14 protein-coding genes are annotated in these 16,933 nt (G+C 65.6%); 3 read left to right on the top strand and 11 right to left on the bottom strand.

What is annotated here, in order from left to right; genetic code table 11:
* Nucleotides 1–6 precede the first annotated feature (6 nt).
* From AC1DEZ_RS05870 to AC1DEZ_RS05855, 4 genes are all read right to left on the bottom strand, one after another.
* The gene (locus tag AC1DEZ_RS05870; RefSeq protein WP_441512161.1) at nucleotides 7–366 is read right to left on the bottom strand and encodes a response regulator; all 360 of its coding nucleotides are present in this window, start codon (nucleotides 364–366) and stop codon (nucleotides 7–9) included.
* 5 nt (nucleotides 367–371) lie between these two features.
* Nucleotides 372–653 carry an STAS domain-containing protein gene (locus AC1DEZ_RS05865; protein WP_476778999.1) on the bottom strand — a complete coding sequence of 94 codons (282 nt, stop codon included), beginning with the start codon at nucleotides 651–653 and terminating at the stop codon, nucleotides 372–374.
* A gap of 122 nt (nucleotides 654–775) precedes the next feature.
* On the bottom strand, nucleotides 776–1,243 hold the full coding sequence (locus AC1DEZ_RS05860) for a response regulator (protein WP_441512159.1): 468 nt from the start codon (nucleotides 1,241–1,243) through the stop codon (nucleotides 776–778).
* Nucleotides 1,244–1,296: 53 nt separating this feature from the next.
* Nucleotides 1,297–2,799 carry a methyl-accepting chemotaxis protein gene (locus AC1DEZ_RS05855; RefSeq protein WP_476778998.1) on the bottom strand — a complete coding sequence of 501 codons (1,503 nt, stop codon included), beginning with the start codon at nucleotides 2,797–2,799 and terminating at the stop codon, nucleotides 1,297–1,299.
* 238 nt (nucleotides 2,800–3,037) lie between these two features.
* Between AC1DEZ_RS05855 and AC1DEZ_RS05850 the strand changes: the two genes are divergently transcribed.
* Nucleotides 3,038–3,784 carry a superoxide dismutase gene (locus AC1DEZ_RS05850; protein WP_476778997.1) on the top strand — a complete coding sequence of 249 codons (747 nt, stop codon included), beginning with the start codon at nucleotides 3,038–3,040 and terminating at the stop codon, nucleotides 3,782–3,784.
* 103 nt (nucleotides 3,785–3,887) lie between these two features.
* Here the strand turns inward: AC1DEZ_RS05850 and AC1DEZ_RS05845 are convergent, their stop codons facing one another.
* Both AC1DEZ_RS05845 and AC1DEZ_RS05840 read right to left on the bottom strand, forming a co-directional pair.
* Entirely contained in the window at nucleotides 3,888–5,288 is a 1,401-nt protein-coding gene (locus AC1DEZ_RS05845; RefSeq protein ID WP_476778996.1) for an amidohydrolase family protein, read from the bottom strand.
* Between the two features lie 130 nt (nucleotides 5,289–5,418).
* Nucleotides 5,419–6,261 carry a LysR family transcriptional regulator gene (locus AC1DEZ_RS05840; RefSeq protein ID WP_476778995.1) on the bottom strand — a complete coding sequence of 281 codons (843 nt, stop codon included), beginning with the start codon at nucleotides 6,259–6,261 and terminating at the stop codon, nucleotides 5,419–5,421.
* A gap of 298 nt (nucleotides 6,262–6,559) precedes the next feature.
* Between AC1DEZ_RS05840 and AC1DEZ_RS05835 the strand changes: the two genes are divergently transcribed.
* On the top strand, nucleotides 6,560–6,754 hold the full coding sequence (locus AC1DEZ_RS05835; protein WP_476778994.1) for a hypothetical protein: 195 nt from the start codon (nucleotides 6,560–6,562) through the stop codon (nucleotides 6,752–6,754).
* Between the two features lie 947 nt (nucleotides 6,755–7,701).
* Here the strand turns inward: AC1DEZ_RS05835 and AC1DEZ_RS05830 are convergent.
* The 5 genes from AC1DEZ_RS05830 to AC1DEZ_RS05810 all read right to left on the bottom strand — a co-directional run bounded on the left by AC1DEZ_RS05830 (nucleotide 7,702) and on the right by AC1DEZ_RS05810 (nucleotide 15,007).
* A complete protein-coding gene (locus tag AC1DEZ_RS05830) occupies nucleotides 7,702–8,568 on the bottom strand; it encodes a flagellar motor protein MotB (protein WP_441512153.1) in 867 nt (288 codons plus the stop codon).
* A gap of 28 nt (nucleotides 8,569–8,596) precedes the next feature.
* Entirely contained in the window at nucleotides 8,597–9,454 is an 858-nt protein-coding gene (gene motA, locus AC1DEZ_RS05825; RefSeq protein WP_441512152.1) for a flagellar motor stator protein MotA, read from the bottom strand.
* A 425-nt stretch (nucleotides 9,455–9,879) separates the two neighbouring features.
* On the bottom strand, nucleotides 9,880–10,950 hold the full coding sequence (locus AC1DEZ_RS05820) for a neurotransmitter-gated ion-channel ligand-binding protein (protein ID WP_476778993.1): 1,071 nt from the start codon (nucleotides 10,948–10,950) through the stop codon (nucleotides 9,880–9,882).
* A complete protein-coding gene (locus AC1DEZ_RS05815) occupies nucleotides 10,947–11,912 on the bottom strand; it encodes a cache domain-containing protein (RefSeq protein WP_476778992.1) in 966 nt (321 codons plus the stop codon). Before AC1DEZ_RS05815 ends, AC1DEZ_RS05820 begins: the two co-directional genes overlap by 4 nt.
* A gap of 17 nt (nucleotides 11,913–11,929) precedes the next feature.
* A complete protein-coding gene (locus tag AC1DEZ_RS05810; RefSeq protein ID WP_476778991.1) occupies nucleotides 11,930–15,007 on the bottom strand; it encodes a S8 family serine peptidase in 3,078 nt (1,025 codons plus the stop codon).
* Between the two features lie 232 nt (nucleotides 15,008–15,239).
* Here AC1DEZ_RS05810 and AC1DEZ_RS05805 point away from each other — a divergent pair, with 232 nt between their 5' ends.
* Nucleotides 15,240–16,226, top strand: a complete 987-nt coding sequence (locus AC1DEZ_RS05805) for an AraC-like ligand-binding domain-containing protein (RefSeq protein WP_476778990.1) — start codon at nucleotides 15,240–15,242, stop codon at nucleotides 16,224–16,226.
* Nucleotides 16,227–16,933 lie beyond the last annotated feature (707 nt).

The raw sequence follows: 16,933 nt of genomic DNA, 5'->3' as shown, positions 1-16,933 counted from the left end.
CGACCTTCAGTTCTGGTAGCGCGCGACGAGGCCGAGCAGCGTGTTGGGTTCGAAAGGCTTGACCATCCAGGCGCTGGCGCCGGCGCGGCGGCCTTCCGCCTTGATCTCGGCTCCGTTCTCCGTGGTCAGCACGATGATCGGCGTGTTCTGCCCGGCGGCCCGCGAGCGGCAGGCGCGAGTGAACTCGATGCCGTCCATGATCGGCATGTTGAGATCGGTGATCACAAGATCGGGCTTGAACTGGTCGAATTTGTTCAGGCCGTCCTCGCCGTTCTCGGCCTCCGCCACTTCGTGACCGGCGTTGCGCAGAGTCAGGCTGAGCAGGCTGAGCAGGGTCTTGGTATCGTCGATGGCCAGGATTTTCATGCCTGTCACTCCAGAACGAGAGCGCTGTGAGCGGCATCGAAGCCGATCGCCCGCAGGGATTCGCGGCATTCCGAGGAGGCCGCCTTGAGCGTGACCGAAAGCCCCCGCGCCTTGGCGCTGGCGGCTGCGGAATGAAGGAGCTGGATCCAGAGGCTCGGCAGCGGCCCGGCTTCCGCGCATTCGACGGCGACGCTTTCCTTCTGCTCCAGCGCGACGAGCAACTGGTTGCGAAAGGTCGCGGCCTCGGAACGGCCGAGGAAGGGCGGAAGCGAGACGGTGATGACCATGAAGGGCGATCCAGGATTGCCCGTGGAGCATCACAACAAACTGGTAAAAACTTCGCTAAATGGCGCGAGGCCCGTCAACACTCGTGACGCTTTCGCGACGATGGCGCGGCGGCCGGCCCGGCTCAGAACATATTGTTGCTGATCGCCCGCGGCACCAGCGTGATCTTGCCGTTCGTCTCCCGGTATTTTCGCGGCATGTTGATGATCCCCGACATATGCAGCCAGAGATTGTTGGGCGAGATCGGCTTGGTGATGATCTCATGCGCGCCGAGCTTCGCTGCCTGGAGGATCGAGCGCCGGTCCGGCCGCTCCATCATCACCAGCACCGGCGCCTTGGCGAAGGGCGAAGTCTTGAAGGAGCGGATCGCGGCCAGGCATTTCACGCTGCCGCCATCCGGCAGATCCCAGTCGAGAATGACGATGTTCGGCTGCTTCTGAATGAAGGTCGTGGCGGCCGAGGACAGATCCGGCGCCTCGAAGATGCGATTGAGCTGCGTCTGGTACAGCATCGTGCGGACGATCCGCCGATAATGCGGGCTCGGGTCGATGAGCAACACCGACAGGTTCGGGAAGGAAGGCGCGATATGCATGGCGCTCGCTCGGGTACTCGCTCACTCAACTCCGCAGACGGCACGAATGGCCGCTACGCCTTCAGCCCGATGCGGAAGCCGCCCCAGTGCCGCCCCTTCACCAGGATCGGCGCCGACAGATCCTCCATCACCAGGAACTGCCCGCCGCCCATGTCACGCCTGTAGCTCTGCAGCAGGAAGGGCTTGCGGTTGCGCGCGGCAGCGAGCCCCGTCCGGTCGTCGAAGATGCGCCGGTTGCGGCAATTCGCATTGTTCCACGCCGGGTCCCGGCCCTGCGGCTGGGCATATTTGCGGTTATGCGTCGGCAGGAAGCCGTTGCGGTCGACGGCGGCGCAGAACACGATGCGCCCGTTCGAGCCCAGCAGTTGCTCCTGCAGCGGCGGCAGCAGGCGGTCGGTCAGGCCGACGAAGCGGGTCACGTGCTGGACCGGGTCGGAGCCCGACACCGGCCGATAGCCCTCGTCGAACAGATCGGCGAGCGTCACATCGCCCCGCGCGAGTGCGGTCTCGAACAGCGCTCCGATCGTCGCCGCCGTCTCCATCACCGTCGCGATCAGCTCGGATTGCGCGGTTCGCACGCCGGAGGCGGCGATCGAGCCGAGAATGCCCTCGCTGATCGTGACCAGCGCGTCGGTGCGCTGGACCGCCTGTTCGAGGATGTGGGTCGACGCGTCGACCCCGGCAACGAGCCCGGCGAGATCCTGCCCGGCCTTCGCACAGGCCTCGGCATTCTCCCGCGTCGGCCGCGATACCGCCTCGATCTCGCCGATCAGATCGACGACCGAGCGGCCGAAGCTGTCGAACTCGCTGACCTGCTGCGAGATCGTCTGGCTGCCCTCGCGGGCACGCTGGGCGGTCTGGGCATTCTGCTGACTGCGGCGGGAAAGCGCGTCGACCGCCTTGACCAGAAGATCAAGTTGCGCCGCGCTCGCGGCCGTCGCTTCCCGCGTCTGCTCGGCCAGCGCCTTCACGGCGGCGGCGATCACGGCGAAGCCCTTGCCGGCCTCGCCGCTGCGCGCCGCCTCGACGCCAGCATTGATCGAGAGCAGCTGAATCTCGCGGGTGATCGACTGGATCGCATCGCTGGAGGCCCGCGCCTTGTGTGCGTCGCTGACGGCCTGCGCCAGCGCCCGCGACATCGACTGCGCCTCCTCCGAGAGCGTCTCGATATCCGTCTGCGCCGCATTGAGACCGAGCTTGACCGAGCCGGCGACACGTTCCAGCCCGCTGCGCACTACCGAAGCCGCAGCTTGCGCCCCCTCGGCGGACTGCCGGATCGCGTGATTGGCCCGCGAAACCTGCTCGACCGCCCCGACGACGCGCCGAAGCCCGGCGGTCTGGGTCTCGAATTGCTGGGTCACATCGCCGATTCGGCCGGCGACATCGGTGATCTCGGCGCTGAGCTTGCCGAAGCGATCGGCGATCTCGCGCACGGCGCGCTCGGCGCCGGTCTCCGGAGTTGCAATCGGGCGAATGGATGCGCCGGCGGACGCCGCAGCATCGTTGAACGGCTCGTTCGGGGTCGCCAGATCGGCCTTGAGAGCCAGTGCGTGCATGCGAGGCGTTTCCCGAACTGACGGATTTCCTTCCAGACCGTAGTGAAACGCGGTAAATCGCTGGTTAAGAGGGTGTTTCGGGGCGTTAAGCGTGTTGCGGGCGATTCGACTTGCCGTCGCCGCATCCGGCGGGGCCAGATGCCGCTGGAACCGCCCTGAACCTTTCGACGTAGACGAACGACAACAACCGGCGGCGGCCGGACGGGCTGCCGGCCATCCTTTCCTGCAGGAGAACGCCATGACGGAATTCGCAGCCCTTTCTCGCCGCGGCGTGCTGACGCTTGGCGCAGCAGCCCTCGCGGTCGCTACTGCGCCGAAGGTCTGGGCGCAGGCCACCGCCCCGGCAGCACCGGCCGGCCCTTTTTCGCTGCCGAAGCGCGCCTATGAGCCCAACGCGCTCGAACCGCATATCGACGCGACCACGATGGATATCCACTACAACCGCCACCACGCTGCCTATGTCGCGGCTCTCAACAACGCCGCCAAGGACAATGGCGTGATCGCCAAGGCCTCCGTCGCAGAGCTGCTCACGGACCTCAACCAGTTGCCGGAGAGCGTGCGCACCCTCGTTCGCAACAATGGCGGCGGCCACGCCAACCACACCATGTTCTGGGAGGTGATGGGTCCGGGAGCCGGCGGCGCACCGACCGGCGACGTCGCCGCCGCGATCACCCGCGACCTCGGCGGCTTCGACAAATTCAAGGCCGATTTCGAGGCGGCGGGCCTGCGCGTCTTCGGCTCGGGCTGGGTCTTCGTCACCGTCGACAAGGACGGCAAGCTCGCCTTGCTGCCGAGGCCGAACCAGGACAGCCCGATCATGGAGAAGCAGATGGTCCTGCTCGGCAACGACGTCTGGGAGCACGCCTACTACCTGAAATACCAGAACCGCCGGGCCGACTATCTCAAGAGCTGGTGGAACGTCGTGAACTGGACGAAGGTCAACGAGCGCTACGCCGCTGCAAAGGCCGGCAAGCTCGCGATCTGAGCTGCCGCGGACTGACCCGGTTCAAGTCGGAGAACAGGCGCATGCACGCTGCCAATCGGCAGCGTGCATGCGAAAACTGACGACGAACGCGGCGTTCCAGGGCTCAGGCGACGCCTACGCTGCCGAAGACCATGCGGCCGCGATGGAAGGTTGCGCTGCGCTCCGGCAGGCGCGCGACAGCCTCCGCCGAACAGCTGGCCGGAACCAGCGTGAAGGCCGCGTCGTCGCCGGCCTTCGGCCATGCCCGCTTGCCGCTGTCGTCGAGCGGCAGCACGCCACCAGTAGCGATCGCCATGGCGCGCGACAGACGGAATTCGTCGCTGCCCCTGTAAAGCTGCGCGTGGAGGTTGGCCTTTTCCAGCATGTCTCCCTTGCCGAAGGGCGACCAATGGTCGATCACGCTGTCGGTCCCGGTCATCACGAAGACTCCCTTCTCGCTCAGCTGCGGCAGCGGCATCGTCAAACCACCGAGCGGCACCGTCGAGGCGATGGTCATCTGCTGAGCCGCCATGCGGCCGATGGTCTCCGTCAGCGCGCCCGCAGACAGGGTGGTCAGGGCGAAGGCGTGGCTGATCGTCACCTTGCCCCGCAAGGCCGGGTTCTTCTCGACGGTGTCGATCATATGATTGACTGCCGCGACACCCGCCGGGTTGGTCTCATGCAGGTGGATGTCGACGCCCTTGCCCGAGTCGAGCGCGATCTGGAACATGGCGTCGAGCGATTTCTCCATCGCGCCGTCGACATTGGTCGGATCGAGCCCGCCGACATAGGCGGCGCCCATTTTCATCGCCTCCCGCATCAGGCCGTCGACCTTTGAATGCAGCAGGCCGTGCTGCGGGAAGGCGACGATCTCGCAGTCGAAGTCGTCGCGATGGTTCTCCAGCGCGCGCTGCAGATGTTCGAGGCTCTTGAGGCCGCTCACCGGATCGATGTTGCAATGGCTGCGGGCTACGGTCGTGCCCTTTGATTGCAGCAGGGCGATCAGCGCCTCGGCCCGCTGCTGCGAGGTCGGCAGCAATTGCGGGATCAGCTTCTCTTCGCGAGCGATCATGTCGAGGATCGTCTTGCCCTGGCGCGGTAGCGGCGCCTGCCACGGACCGCTGTAGAAGGTCTTGTCGAGATGGATGTGCATGTCGCGCATCGCCGGCAACGCAAGCTGGCCATGGGCGCGGTAGCAGGGCACGCCTGCTGGCAGTGCGGCTCCGGCCGGATGCAGCGCGGCGATCTTCCCGGCCTTGATCTCCAGCGTGTAGAGCGCCGTACGCGTGCCGACGACGATCTCGCCGTCGCGCTCGAAGCCGTCCTCCAGCCTCACATCGGTCAGGCAATAGTGCTGGTCCGTCAGCTTGCTGACGCCCGCCTCCGACGCCGAACGCCCCTGTGCGGCCGTGCTCGGGGCGGCCTGGGCGCCGCCGCTCGCCAGCCCGGCGACGGCATAGGCGGCAGTGACCTTTCCGGTCTGGCTGAGAAAGGCCCGTCGGCTGTGATGATGCCCGGTTTCCATGGCGGTTTTCCGTTGCCTTGATGGTTGCGTTTCCGCTCCCGGATCTACGCGCCGGCAACTCCGTTTGGCAGCGATATTTGACAATCCCAGCTATTCGAAACGGCAATGGCGCCTGACGGCCGCCACCCGCTCACCATTCCAGCTGGCAGAATTCGGCCAAGCGCTCCGCCAGCACGATGGCGGCGGCAGGCGCGGTGTCGCGGTAGTAGAGCGCGAGCTCGAAATCCGTGATCTCCGGCAACCCCTGGGCCGCGCCAAGTATCCGGTGACCGGGCAACCGGCAGCTCGCGGGCAGCAAGGTCACGCCCAGCCCGGCAGCCGACGCAGCGGCGAGCGCGGCCAGACTGGCGCTGCTGTAGCTCACGCGCCAGCGAATGCCGAGGCCGTCGAGCGCCTCGCAAAGCTCCTCACGGTAGAGGCCATTGAGCGGAAAGACGGCGAGCGACACCGGCGAGCGCTCGATCGCCGGATACGCCGTGCTGTCGAGCCACAGCAAGGGCTCCCGCCGGGCTGCGCGAGGCGGCTGGCGGCGGCGCTGCTTGACCAGGATTAGGTCCAGCTCCTCGCGGTCATAGGCGCTGCGCAGATCGGCGCTGAGGCCGCTGGTGACGTCGAGCCGCAAATGCGTCTGCTCGCGGCTGAACGCGGCGAGCAGGTCGACGGTCGGCACCGTGAAGTCCTCGGGCATGCCGAGCCGCAGCACGCCGTCGCGCCAGTAACCGGTCAGCGCGTCATGCGCCTCCTCGTTCAGCGCGATGATGCGCCGCGCATAGCGCAACAGCCTGCCGCCTTCTTCGGTCAATTCGACCTGATGCGAGGATCGCTCCAGCAGGGGCTTGCCGAGGAGATCCTCCAGCCGCCGGACCTGTTGGCTGACGGTTGATTGCGAGAGGGACACGCGGTCGGCCGCGCGGGTGAAGCTCAGCGTCTCGCACACCGCGACGAAGCTCAGCAGCAGTTGCGGGTTGAACATCGGATAACGGTTCATTGGCCCGCCGCGAGGCACGTCATCGGCCGATTGTCCAAGACCTTGAGGGCGTTCGCCACGCTGCCGCGCACGACCATCGCAGGGTTGGCCAAGCCTTCGGACCTGTCAACGCCGAAGCACCGTTCATCGAAGCGTAAGGCGTTGCCGGCGCTTTTGGCGTATCCTGTGCGAAGCTACGCCGCTAAAGCACGCGCCCTCTCCGCCAAATCACAAGCCAAAACTGCGTGCATGTGATGGGCGAGGACGGACATCTACCCCGCGCGCAAGGATGAGAGGTTCCGGGATGGCTGAAGACGAGCAGGAGGCGTGGCTCAGGAAGCTGAAGGAAGCCCGCCGGCTGATGATGGTTCACTATCTCGCCGATCGTCATGACGAGGGCGACAAGATGAAGAGGCTCGCAGCAGATCTCGAGCAGTTCGGCCGGTCCCGGGCTTGGCCGATTCCAGACGAAGAGTATGCGCGCAAATCCGATCGTTGAGATCGAATTGCCGCCGCCCCACACCGAGGACCGGCATCTATGCGGACCGGCAGCTATCTGTGGCGATTTCGGCCTGGCAAAGCCCAAAGTGGCCTGCGCCCCGCAAGAATTGGTGGGCCGGGCCGGACAGAACTGGGAACATCTTTGGCCCGTTGAGGTCACCCAGAGCTTCCGCTTTCCGGCGGGGCTGGCTGAGATAATCTTGAACCGCCAAAAAATGGTCCATTCGCTTGCGCCCGGAATGTCGGTTTTGTGGCGCGCTATTGAGGTCGGTAGCTCCGCAGGCGGAACCGATGATAAGGCGTTTGCGCGCCAGCGGGGGATTGCTGCAAGCGCGGGCGCTCTGAGGGTAGGCAATAGCCGACGAAGACGAATCTGACGGCAATTGGGGCTTCCGCTGGCCGAAGGCGCGGGACTGACATTTTGCCCAATCCGACCATCACCATGAAAACGCTGACCTCAACCTTTTCGGCTTCAGCCGCACATGGAGGATGACGAGCGAGTACGGGATGGTGGCGGACTTCATGGTCGAGCGGGTAGCCGCAGATTACCACGATAAGGACCTGCTCGTTTTTCCCCATGATCTTCAATTATCGGCACTGGATCGAGCTGTCGTCGAAGTCCCAAGCGCGTACGGCCGAGCCGCGCCGCTGGGCAAGGCCTCCTCGGGCTCAAGAGGGGAAGGCGGGCGCCTATAGGCATGGACCTTCCGCTCCTGCATCCAAGCCGAGCGCTTACGAACCGGAGAGGCTTCGAGGGTCCCACTGGCGCCATAGGCCGTAGAACGGACCCTCGGTAGATGACTGCTCGCGGCGCCCGGTCCGCAACTTCGCGCAGCGCATCGACGTCTCCGAGGCCATGATCCACGTCGTAATGGTCAGCCTCGTACGTCTCAGCCACTGAGCTCAATCTCAAAAGGAGTCTGAGGCGGCCGAGGCGCCTTGTCGTCAGGGAACGCCCGGGGGCAGCGGCGGCTCCGCATTGAGCAGCGTGATCGTCACCCGTCGGTTCGACGGGTTGTAGGGATCGTCGAGGAAGAGCGGCTCGGTGTCGGCACGTCCTACCACGGAAGCAAAGCGGTTGCTGGGGAGCCCGGCACCCGACAGGATCTCGCGCACGGCGAGCGCGCGCCCGGCGGTGAGGCTCCAGGAATCGGCGGCCTGCACCGAGCCCGGGCGCGCAGGGGCCGTGTGGCCGGCGACAGATAGTTGGTTGGGCAGCCGGCGCAGGGTGGGCGCGAGCGCCTCCAGCACGAGACGGGTGCGGTCGTAGGGCTGGACCGAGCCCTCGGGGAACATGGAGCGGCCGTACTCGTCCACGAGGGAAACGTTCACCCCCTCCTTGGTCGGCTCGATCACGATGTTGCGCGACAGCTCGGAAATTTCGGGCATTTTCTGGAGCGCCTGCCGGAGGCTGGCTATGGCGCTATAGTTGGCCTGCACGCCGGCGGCCGGGCGGCTGACTTCACGGTCGCTGCGGCCCGAGCTGGGTGGGCGCGCCTTGTCCTCTTGCCCGTTAGTGCCCCTCGCCGCGTCGCGGGGCGCCGATGGCCTGCTGCCTGACTTGTCCAGGGCGGTGCCCATCATGACACCGCCGGAGCCACTGGTTGTAAGACTTGGAGCCGCCGGCGCGAAGTATTCCGCCAAGCCGACTTTCTGCTCCTGCGTCGTCATGCTGATCAGCCACATCAGCAGAAAGAACGCCATCATGGCGGTCACGAAGTCCGCATAGGCGATCTTCCAGGCCCCGCCATGGTGCGCATGAGCGGCCTTCTTGACCTTCTTGATGATAATCGGCTGGGTGGGCTTGGCCATCGAGTCCCTGCTGGAGATTGGGTCAGATCTAGGCGGGCAGATTGGCGGTTGCCGCTTCCACTTCGCTGAAGGTCGGGCGGACGTCGCTCATCAGAGCCTTGCGGGCAAATTCTACCGCCACCACCGGTGGCTGGCCGCCGATATGGGCGAGGAGACCCGCCTTGAGTGAAAGGAAGTATTTGGATTCCGCCTCGAAGGTGCCCTTGAGCGACTGCGCCATGGGCCCGAAGAAGCCGTAGGCGACGAAGACGCCGAAGAAGGTGCCTACGAGCGCGCCGCCGATCAGATGTCCCAGCACCTCCGGCGGCTCTGTGATCGCCCCCATCGTCTTGATCACGCCGAGCACGGCGGCGACGATGCCGAGCGCCGGTGTCCCATCGGCAAGCGACTGCATGGCCGCAACGAGACGCTCCTGCTCCTGGTGGTGCGTCTCCAGTTCTTCGTCCATGAGAGCGTCGATCTCGTGGACGTTGTTGGCGCCCATCGTCAACATACGCATGTAGTCGCAGACGAACTCGACTGCATGATGGTTCGCTGCAAAAGTCGGGAAGGCGTTGAACAGCGTCGACTCGCTTGGATTTTCAATATGCTCCTCGACCGCGAGCATGCCCTTCTGCTTCACGAATTTGTACAATGAATACTGCATCCCCAGCAGTTCGACATAGCATTCCTGCTTGTACTTGGAGCCCTTCATGAGCGTGCCGAGCATGGCGGGCACGGCCTTGAGCACCGGCGCGGGGTTGCCGATGACGAAGGCACCGATCGCTGCACCGAGGATGATAACAAACTCGAACGGCTGCCAAAGGACCTCGAGGTGGCCACCCATCGCCGCGTAGCTGCCGAAGACGCAGACGAAGACGATGATTGTGCCGACGATCAGCCGCATGGTTTGCCACCCTCGCGCCGCAGCAGGTACAGCCCGCGCGAAGCCACTCACTAGTCCGACGGATGACCGATCAAGGTTAAGGGCGCGTTTATGGCCGCTGGCCCGCGGGTTTGTCAGCGTCGTCCTCCGGCCGCGGCTTTGAGGCTCGGGGCGGCAAGGTAGGCCCAGGGAAGAAATCGGGGGTACGATGCGTCTCCGCCAATTCCGGTGATCGGCGTCCAATAGGGAACCGTTTCCCGGGATCATCTACGCTGCGCCACTTTGCTGTGGCGCGGCGAGGCGATGCTCAAATGTCCGGTTATGGCGCCGTTGCGACCAGTTTCGGGATGCGAGCGATTTCCGAAACCATCATATGACTTCGGATAACCTTCCGGATCGTGCGCTCTTCGAACTAGCCTCGAATGCCCGGTGGTGGGAGAGAGGAACTATCCAGGCAGGACGCGGACCGCTGCCCCGATGCAGATGATCAACATCATCGCCGGTACCGCCCAGCGCAAATGCCAACGCAAATCGGCGGCCTGGTCGCGCCAGCGAAAGCTGGGGTGAGCGATCGCCACCGACAGGGCAATCTCGAACATCAGCACTGCGACGAGATAGAGGTATCCGAGCGATATCATCTCGGCGACGGGGGTATTGAGGGAGATCGAGCCCGGAAACGAGGATTCGAAGGTGAAGCTGATCGCGGCAAGGGCCAGCAGGGAGGAGAAGATCAGGCCTCCTTTGTCTTGCTCCTTCAAACCCGGAGACCACAGCACGAACAGCGAGACCGCGAGCACCGCGATAATGGGAATGAAGACCCGCAGGTGGTAGCGCTCCGCATAGCGCGCGATCGTCACGGTCGCGTTGAGGCGCGAGTAGGAGCGCGCGTTCCAGCCGATCGCGAGATCGTTGGTGAAGCGCAGGCCGACCGGCCGCCAGTCGACGACCGAGAGCGTATCCTCGACGCCGGAGAAGGGACGGTCGGCCTCCGTCGTCAGAATGATCGCCTCCTGCTGTGCATAGCGCGGCAGCGAGAGGCCGATCGTCAGGTTCTGTCGGTCGAAGGGAAAGGCGTCCATGTTCATCCGAAAGCGGAAATCGCTTTCGAAGCGCTCGATCAACACCACCTCGCCATCGGCATGCACTGAAAGAGCGACGATGCGTGCGTCCTTGTCTCCGATCTGGTTGTCGAGCGCGAGGCCGGGCGACCATATGGTCTTCAGATAGTCGTCGGCCTCTTCGCCGACCCGATCTTCCCGGGCAAGGCCGCGCGCGACCGCATCGAAGGCCAGGCGCGGGTCCTGCCAGCGCTGGGTCAACTCGAGATGCAATCGCCCCTGCCCTGAGACTTCCTTGATCTCCAGGACGTTGAGCACGCGCAGCGCGATATGGACGCGTACCGGCAAGCCGAAGGCCTCCGGCAGCGTGGCCCTGCCGTTGCCCGTCCTTTCCTCGCCCCATGCGCCTTGAGCGAGGCCGAGGAGCATCAGGGGGAGGAGAAGCAGGCGGCCGATCATGAAACGGCCCGCCGCGGGCGCGACAATACGAGAAAGCCGACAAAGGCGAGTATCCCGCCGCAGAGGGCGATGACCCATAGTTCGGTGCTCAGGCGGCGCCAGTCGGACCGGGTTTCTTCCTTGAGCATCAGGACGGTTCCGACCAGCTTGCCGGAGAAGTCGACCAGTGGCTGGCTCATGAAGGCGTAGCTGCGCTCGCCTATCTGCCTGCGGCCGAACTCGATATCCCGTTGCGGCTGCGCTCCCCGGGAACGCAGCAGGTTCAGGAAAAGCTGATCGTCGGTCGATGCCATGACGCTGAAACCGCCGACCGAAGGCAGCTTCGGGTCGAGTGCGACGCCGGTGAGAGAGGCAGCAGCGACAACCCCAATCTCGCTGTTGGTCGCCGTCTTGACGAGCTCGATCAATGGCCGAAGGTCCAGCCCGACCTCCATCGTCCCGAAGAACTCCGAACCGCGCTGGACCAGTGCGACACCGCGGATGCCGATACCGGCGATGCCGATCTCGATTCCGGTCTGGGCGCGCCGCAACCGGTTTGCTGCGACGATCATGGCCCGGAAGGCGGATATGTCATCGCCATGCTGATCAGGGCGATGCATGCGCAGCAGGTAACGCAGCTCCTTGTCGTGATAGCCGAAGATCTGCACGTTCGCCTGCCGGCTGAGATACTGGTAGGTGTCCTCCGACAGGGCCCGCAACCGAGCGCGATCTTCGGCCGCGAGCGCGTCGCGAATCTCGGCATTGCGCGCGAAGGATTCGGCGAGCGAGAGCGAGAACCTGGCTGCTTGATCGAAGCTCGAGCCGAGCAAGGTGCCGACAAGCCGCATTTGTTCCTCGCGGTTGCGGGAGGCGACCTGTTCGACGCTGCGATGCTGGTGCCACAGCATCGCCCCGAGAATGCAGGCGAGGAGGAAGGCGGGCAGGCCGGCGCCCAGCAGGCGTCGTCCGAAGGGGGGCAGCATAGGCATCTCCGGTCGGCCTACCAGCGGGTCATCGCCTGGAAGGAGAAGCGATGGGTCGTGGCTCCCAGCCGCAGGTCGCCGTCATAGGAGCCGGCCACCTCGATCCGCGGGGTGACGAAGCCCGACAGGCTTGCGCCGATCACCGCTCCGTCGCGGGCTGCCTCCGGGCTTCGCGTCACGACACTCGCACCCAGCAGGCTCGCTTGCAGGACCGCGACGTTGTCAGCGAACTCATGAGACCAGTAGGCCTTGAGGTCGAGGCGCAGCTTCGCGTCGCCGGCCAGGGGCGTCGACAGCCGGGCGCCCGCCAGGGAACGCACGGAAGTCTGGCCTTGACCACGCAGGCTCAGCGCGAAAGCCCCGGCCTGCGTCTCGGTCAGGCCATCCTGTCGGGAATGAAGCAGGCTGATCCCGGTTTCAGGCGACAGATCGAGGCCCGCTACGGAGGCGAGGCGATATCCGGCGACGGCATTGCCGAAGAAGCCGTAGCTATCGCCCTCGCCATGTGCGGCCCGCTGGGCATTGCCGAGCTGGATCGTCCTGCGAACGTCTGTCTTGCCATAGTTGGCGCCGATCGAGCCGCGCAGGGTCAGGGCACCGAAATCGGCGCGGCCATAGGTCGCCAGGCTGTAGCTGTCGAGCGCGACGCGGCCGGCCGCATCGGCCTTCGGGTCTGCGCTCGAACGCGTGTATCCCAGGGCGGCGCCGATCGTTCCGGCCGGGAAGGCGGCGGTTTCCGCACCGATCATGGCGCCGGCGAGGCCGAAGCGCGAGCCCGTCCCGTTGACGTCTCCTCCCGTCCGCCCGAAACCGTAGAGGGCCTGCCCCCAGATCACGCCGTCCCTCGCCGGCTGCACTCGCCCGGGCTCGACCGAAGCGCTGCCAAGGCTGGCATAGCCCGCCGCTCCCAGCCCGGTGAGCTGGTCATATCGGGAGGACCAGCCGGCCGTCAGGCGCTGATCGAGAGCCGCGCTGACCGTGCGCTGGGCGTTCATCATCGCCATGCGGGCATCGGCGTAGCTCTGCCCTGACAGCGAGCTCAGCGCACCAGGCAGCGTGCCCGATGCGGCCGAGTAGAGCGCGTCGAATACCTCCTGCCGCGCGGCATCGGGGCGCGTCCCGGCGGCTGGCCGCACGGAATCGAGCGCCCTTGCGACGGAGAAGCCATTGCCGTTCAGGCCTGCGAGCGCGGCATAGGAGCCGGGTGTCACGACCAGCGACAGCCCGGTGGCGCCGTAGAGGGCGTCGAAGCGGGCATTGGCAGGCAAGCCATTGGCCGGCTGGTCCAGCCCGGTGAAGCTGCCGCTCAGGCCTCCCTCGGCCACCAGCACCCGGAAAGCGGTTCCGGACACGGGCGTAAAGCCGTTGCTCGCATCGCCGGCGATGCCGCGCAGCACGGGGGCGATCCGCCCATCCACGGTGACATGTCCCGAAACGGTCTGTGCGACGAGACGCGAATAGTTGCCTGCCCCGTTGCCCGTGCCGGTCCCGTCGATGTCGAGCACGAAGCGGTTGGTGACGCCGAAGCTCACCGGGCCCTTGACGAACAGCGTGCCGGGGGAGTTGCCCGGCATGACCGTGCCGGCGCTGAACAGGCCAGCCTCGATCGAGCCGGTGCCGCGCAAGGTGCCTTGCTGGCCGACGGTGACTGCGGAGGTAACGGAGCCATTCAGCGCCAGCGTTCCGGAGATGACAGCGGTGCCGCCGGCGTAGGTGTTGCGGCCGCTCAGTTCGAGCCGGCCTTCGCCCCGCTTGACCAGCCCGCCCGCGCCGGTGATGTCGTTGCCGAAAGTCGCCGAATAGCCCTTGGTGTCGACGTCGAAGGTCTGCACGAACTGGCCGGGGCCGCGCACCGCCTTGCCGACATTGAGCAGGCCCCAGCCATAGATCTCGGGCGAGCCTAGATCGGTCGCCGTGGTGAGGATGGACTGGACCACCTGCGGCGCGGTCATGAATGGAAACGCTTCGCGGACGAGGGCTGCTGCCCCTGCCACATGCGGAGCAGCCATCGAGGTTCCGCTGGATAGATTGTACGGCTCGGTCGGCGAGCTGCCATTGGCCGGGGTTACGGTCGAGACGATGTTGACGCCGGGCGCCGCAAGGCACCAGGCGGCGGCGATGCCGCAATAGTTGCTGAACGACGCTATCTTGCGATCGCGGTCCACCGCGACGACGGCGATCGTATAGGGCTGGAGATCCGAATAATTGAGGCTGCTCGAACTGATCTGGTCGCCATTGCCGTCGAGGAAGACATAGAGATTCTTGCCGGCATTCTCCGGCCGGATCGCGGGGTAGAAGGCCGCACCCGTCGGATTGCGCGCGATCACCGGCTGGTCCTCGCGCTCGTTGCCCGCGGCGAAGACCATGACCATGTCCGATGCGCCGGCCTGTCGAATGGCTGAGACTTCGGCAGAGGTGCCGTCGATATGGTAGGGCTGGATCGGGAAGACGACGTAGTCGGGGTTGGGGCTGCCGTCCGGCAGGGTCGGCGAGGGATAAGAAGGGCCGTAGCTGCCGTTCAGGACCTTGGCGCCGTGCTCGCTCGCATAGCGGATGGCGGCAGCGATATCCCCGCCGCCCGGAACGATCGCGCGCAAGGCCAGGATCTCCGCGTTATAGGCGACGCCCTGCATGCCGTTGCCGTCTCTCGCGGCGGCGATCGTGCCGGCCACGTGGGTTCCGTGTGAGAACCTATCCCGATCGAGGATATCGGCCGGGTCGGGCCGATCGAACCCGAAATTGCGGGATAGCGGCGAGAGTCTGCCGTCGAATTCGGGATGCGTGAGATCGATGCCGCTGTCGACCACCGCCACCAGCACGCCTTTTCCGCTGAGTCCAAGCGCATAGGCGTCGGCGGCGTTGATCTGCGCCAGGCCGTAATTGGCGTTGTATTCTGGCGTCGCGAAATACGCGGGCGCAGGGGTCATTGCGGCACGCGGGAGATTGCGGACGGGGCGGCCGAAAAAAGCGTCCGGCAGCGCAGGCAGATCCGATGCCGAAGCCGCCATCGGCATGAGAGCGGCGAGAAGCGACGCCGCGGTCGCGCAGAGGAAGGCGGAGCGAAGGACGGCGCGGTGCGCGGCGATGATCGGCATAGGCAAGGCTCGTCAACGTGGTCCAGCAGGCGTGGACCGGTCGTTCGGCGCGTAACATGGAACGAAAACCGGGGAGACGGTGGAGAGGCGACGCTGCGTCCCAATCATCCGGGGCGGCGTATCAGCGCTCTCTCTCGTCGGCCTCTTTACATTATCGCAGCTCTCTTTCGTCTAGAAAAACGTCGCGGATGCCTGGTAATGGGCGGTGCGGCGATGGGGGGCAGGCCGGGCGATGGGCAAGGAAGGCGATCACGCGCGCCAGCTTTTCGGGAGCTGGCGTGAGACCATTGCGCCGATCTTCGATGTCCGGCCGCTCGCGGGCGATTGGGATGCCGGTTTCCACGCCGAGCTCGATCGGCACCATCTGAGCACCGCGCTGGTCGGGCAGGTGGCGACGAGCGCCCAGCATTATGAACGCTCGGAAAGCCTGATCGGCGCGGTCGGCGTCGATCACCTGCTGATCCAGCGGTACGAGGCCGGTCATACGACGCTCGACCTGGATGGGGAGGAAATTCATGCCGGCCCGGGCGACGTCCTGGTTTTCGACCTGTCCCGTCCGGTCCGGTCTCATGCCACCGACATGCGGGCGGTCAGCCTCGTCCTGCCGCGCGGCCTGCTAGCACTCGACGCCGGCAGTCTGGACCGCGTGCATGGCACCGTTCTGTCCGGGACAAGCGCTCTCGGTTCGCTGGCGGGGGACCATCTGCGCAGCCTGCTGAAAGGGGCGCCCACACTGGAACCGACAGCAGCCCCGGACATCGCCAAGGCAAGCGCGCAACTGCTTTCGGCCTGCCTATCGCCTGTACTGAGGCGCGACAGAGATGCCCCTGCAACGCTGACGGCAAGCGTGGCGATGATCTGCCGCTTCATCGATCGCCGGATCGGCGATCCCGCTCTGGATGCCAGAATGCTCTGCAGTGCATTCGGCCTGTCGCGCTCGGCGCTTTACCGCCTCTTCGCCCCAATCGGCGGGGTCTCTAACTATATCCGCCAGCGCCGGCTGGCGCGAGCCCGTCTGGCGCTTAATGCTTCGACGCGCGGAAGGGGCGGCATCGGGAAAATCGCGCGCCAGTTCGGCTTTTCGAGCGACGATGCCTTCTCGCGCGCCTTCAAGGCTCAGTTCGGCATCGCGCCGCGCGACGTCGTGCATCTGCGCCTGTCGCCATCGCTCGAAGCGGGCGATGGCAGCCTGGCGAACTGGCTCCGGCACCTGGTCTGACTGTCGGGGTTCAGCTGCGCGCCCAATGTCCGGTTGTGGCGCAACGCACGAGCGGCGGATGCGGTACGGTTGGTCCCGGATGTGGCATCCCGATGGAGGATGCGTCATGCTCTTCAAAGCTCAGGAGACTCATCAGAATCCAGCCTGGAATACGGGGCGCATTATCGGCCCGAAGCCGCCACTAAAGCCGCGTCACATCCGGGCTATCAGGACACGGCTGCAGCACGAACGCCGTATGCGAGATTTGGCAATGTTCAATCTCGCGATCGACAGGAAGCTGCGCGGCTGCGGTCTTGTCCGGCTTCACGTGGCTATGTGGTGCTCGGCGCAACCGCGAGGCTGAGGACGTCGATCATCCAGCAGAAGACCGGCCGGCCGGTGCCATTCGAGTTGACGGCTCCGACCCGAGAGGCGCTGACAGCTCGGCTCAGGAGGCGACCAGCAGCAACTGGCGATTGGCTGTTTCCGAGCCGCGGCCGACCCGGCGATCACGTAACGACCCGGCAATACGGTCGCACGCTCGACGGCTGGGTCGCCTCGATCGGCCTCGATCCCGCGCTCTATGGAACGCACAGCTTTCGGCGAACGCAGCCTGACATCGCTAAGAACGGACGGTTCCACCTCATGGAAAACGGATCTGACCGTGTGGGCCAATGTCGGTCGCGGTACCCGCCGGCGCAGAATGGCCGCTTCCTGGCAGGGACCGA

The organism is Allobosea sp. 10L422 (genome assembly GCF_056395345.1).
The sequence above is the reverse complement of the archived record's forward strand: the minus strand, read 5'-3'. Positions and strand labels throughout refer to the sequence as shown.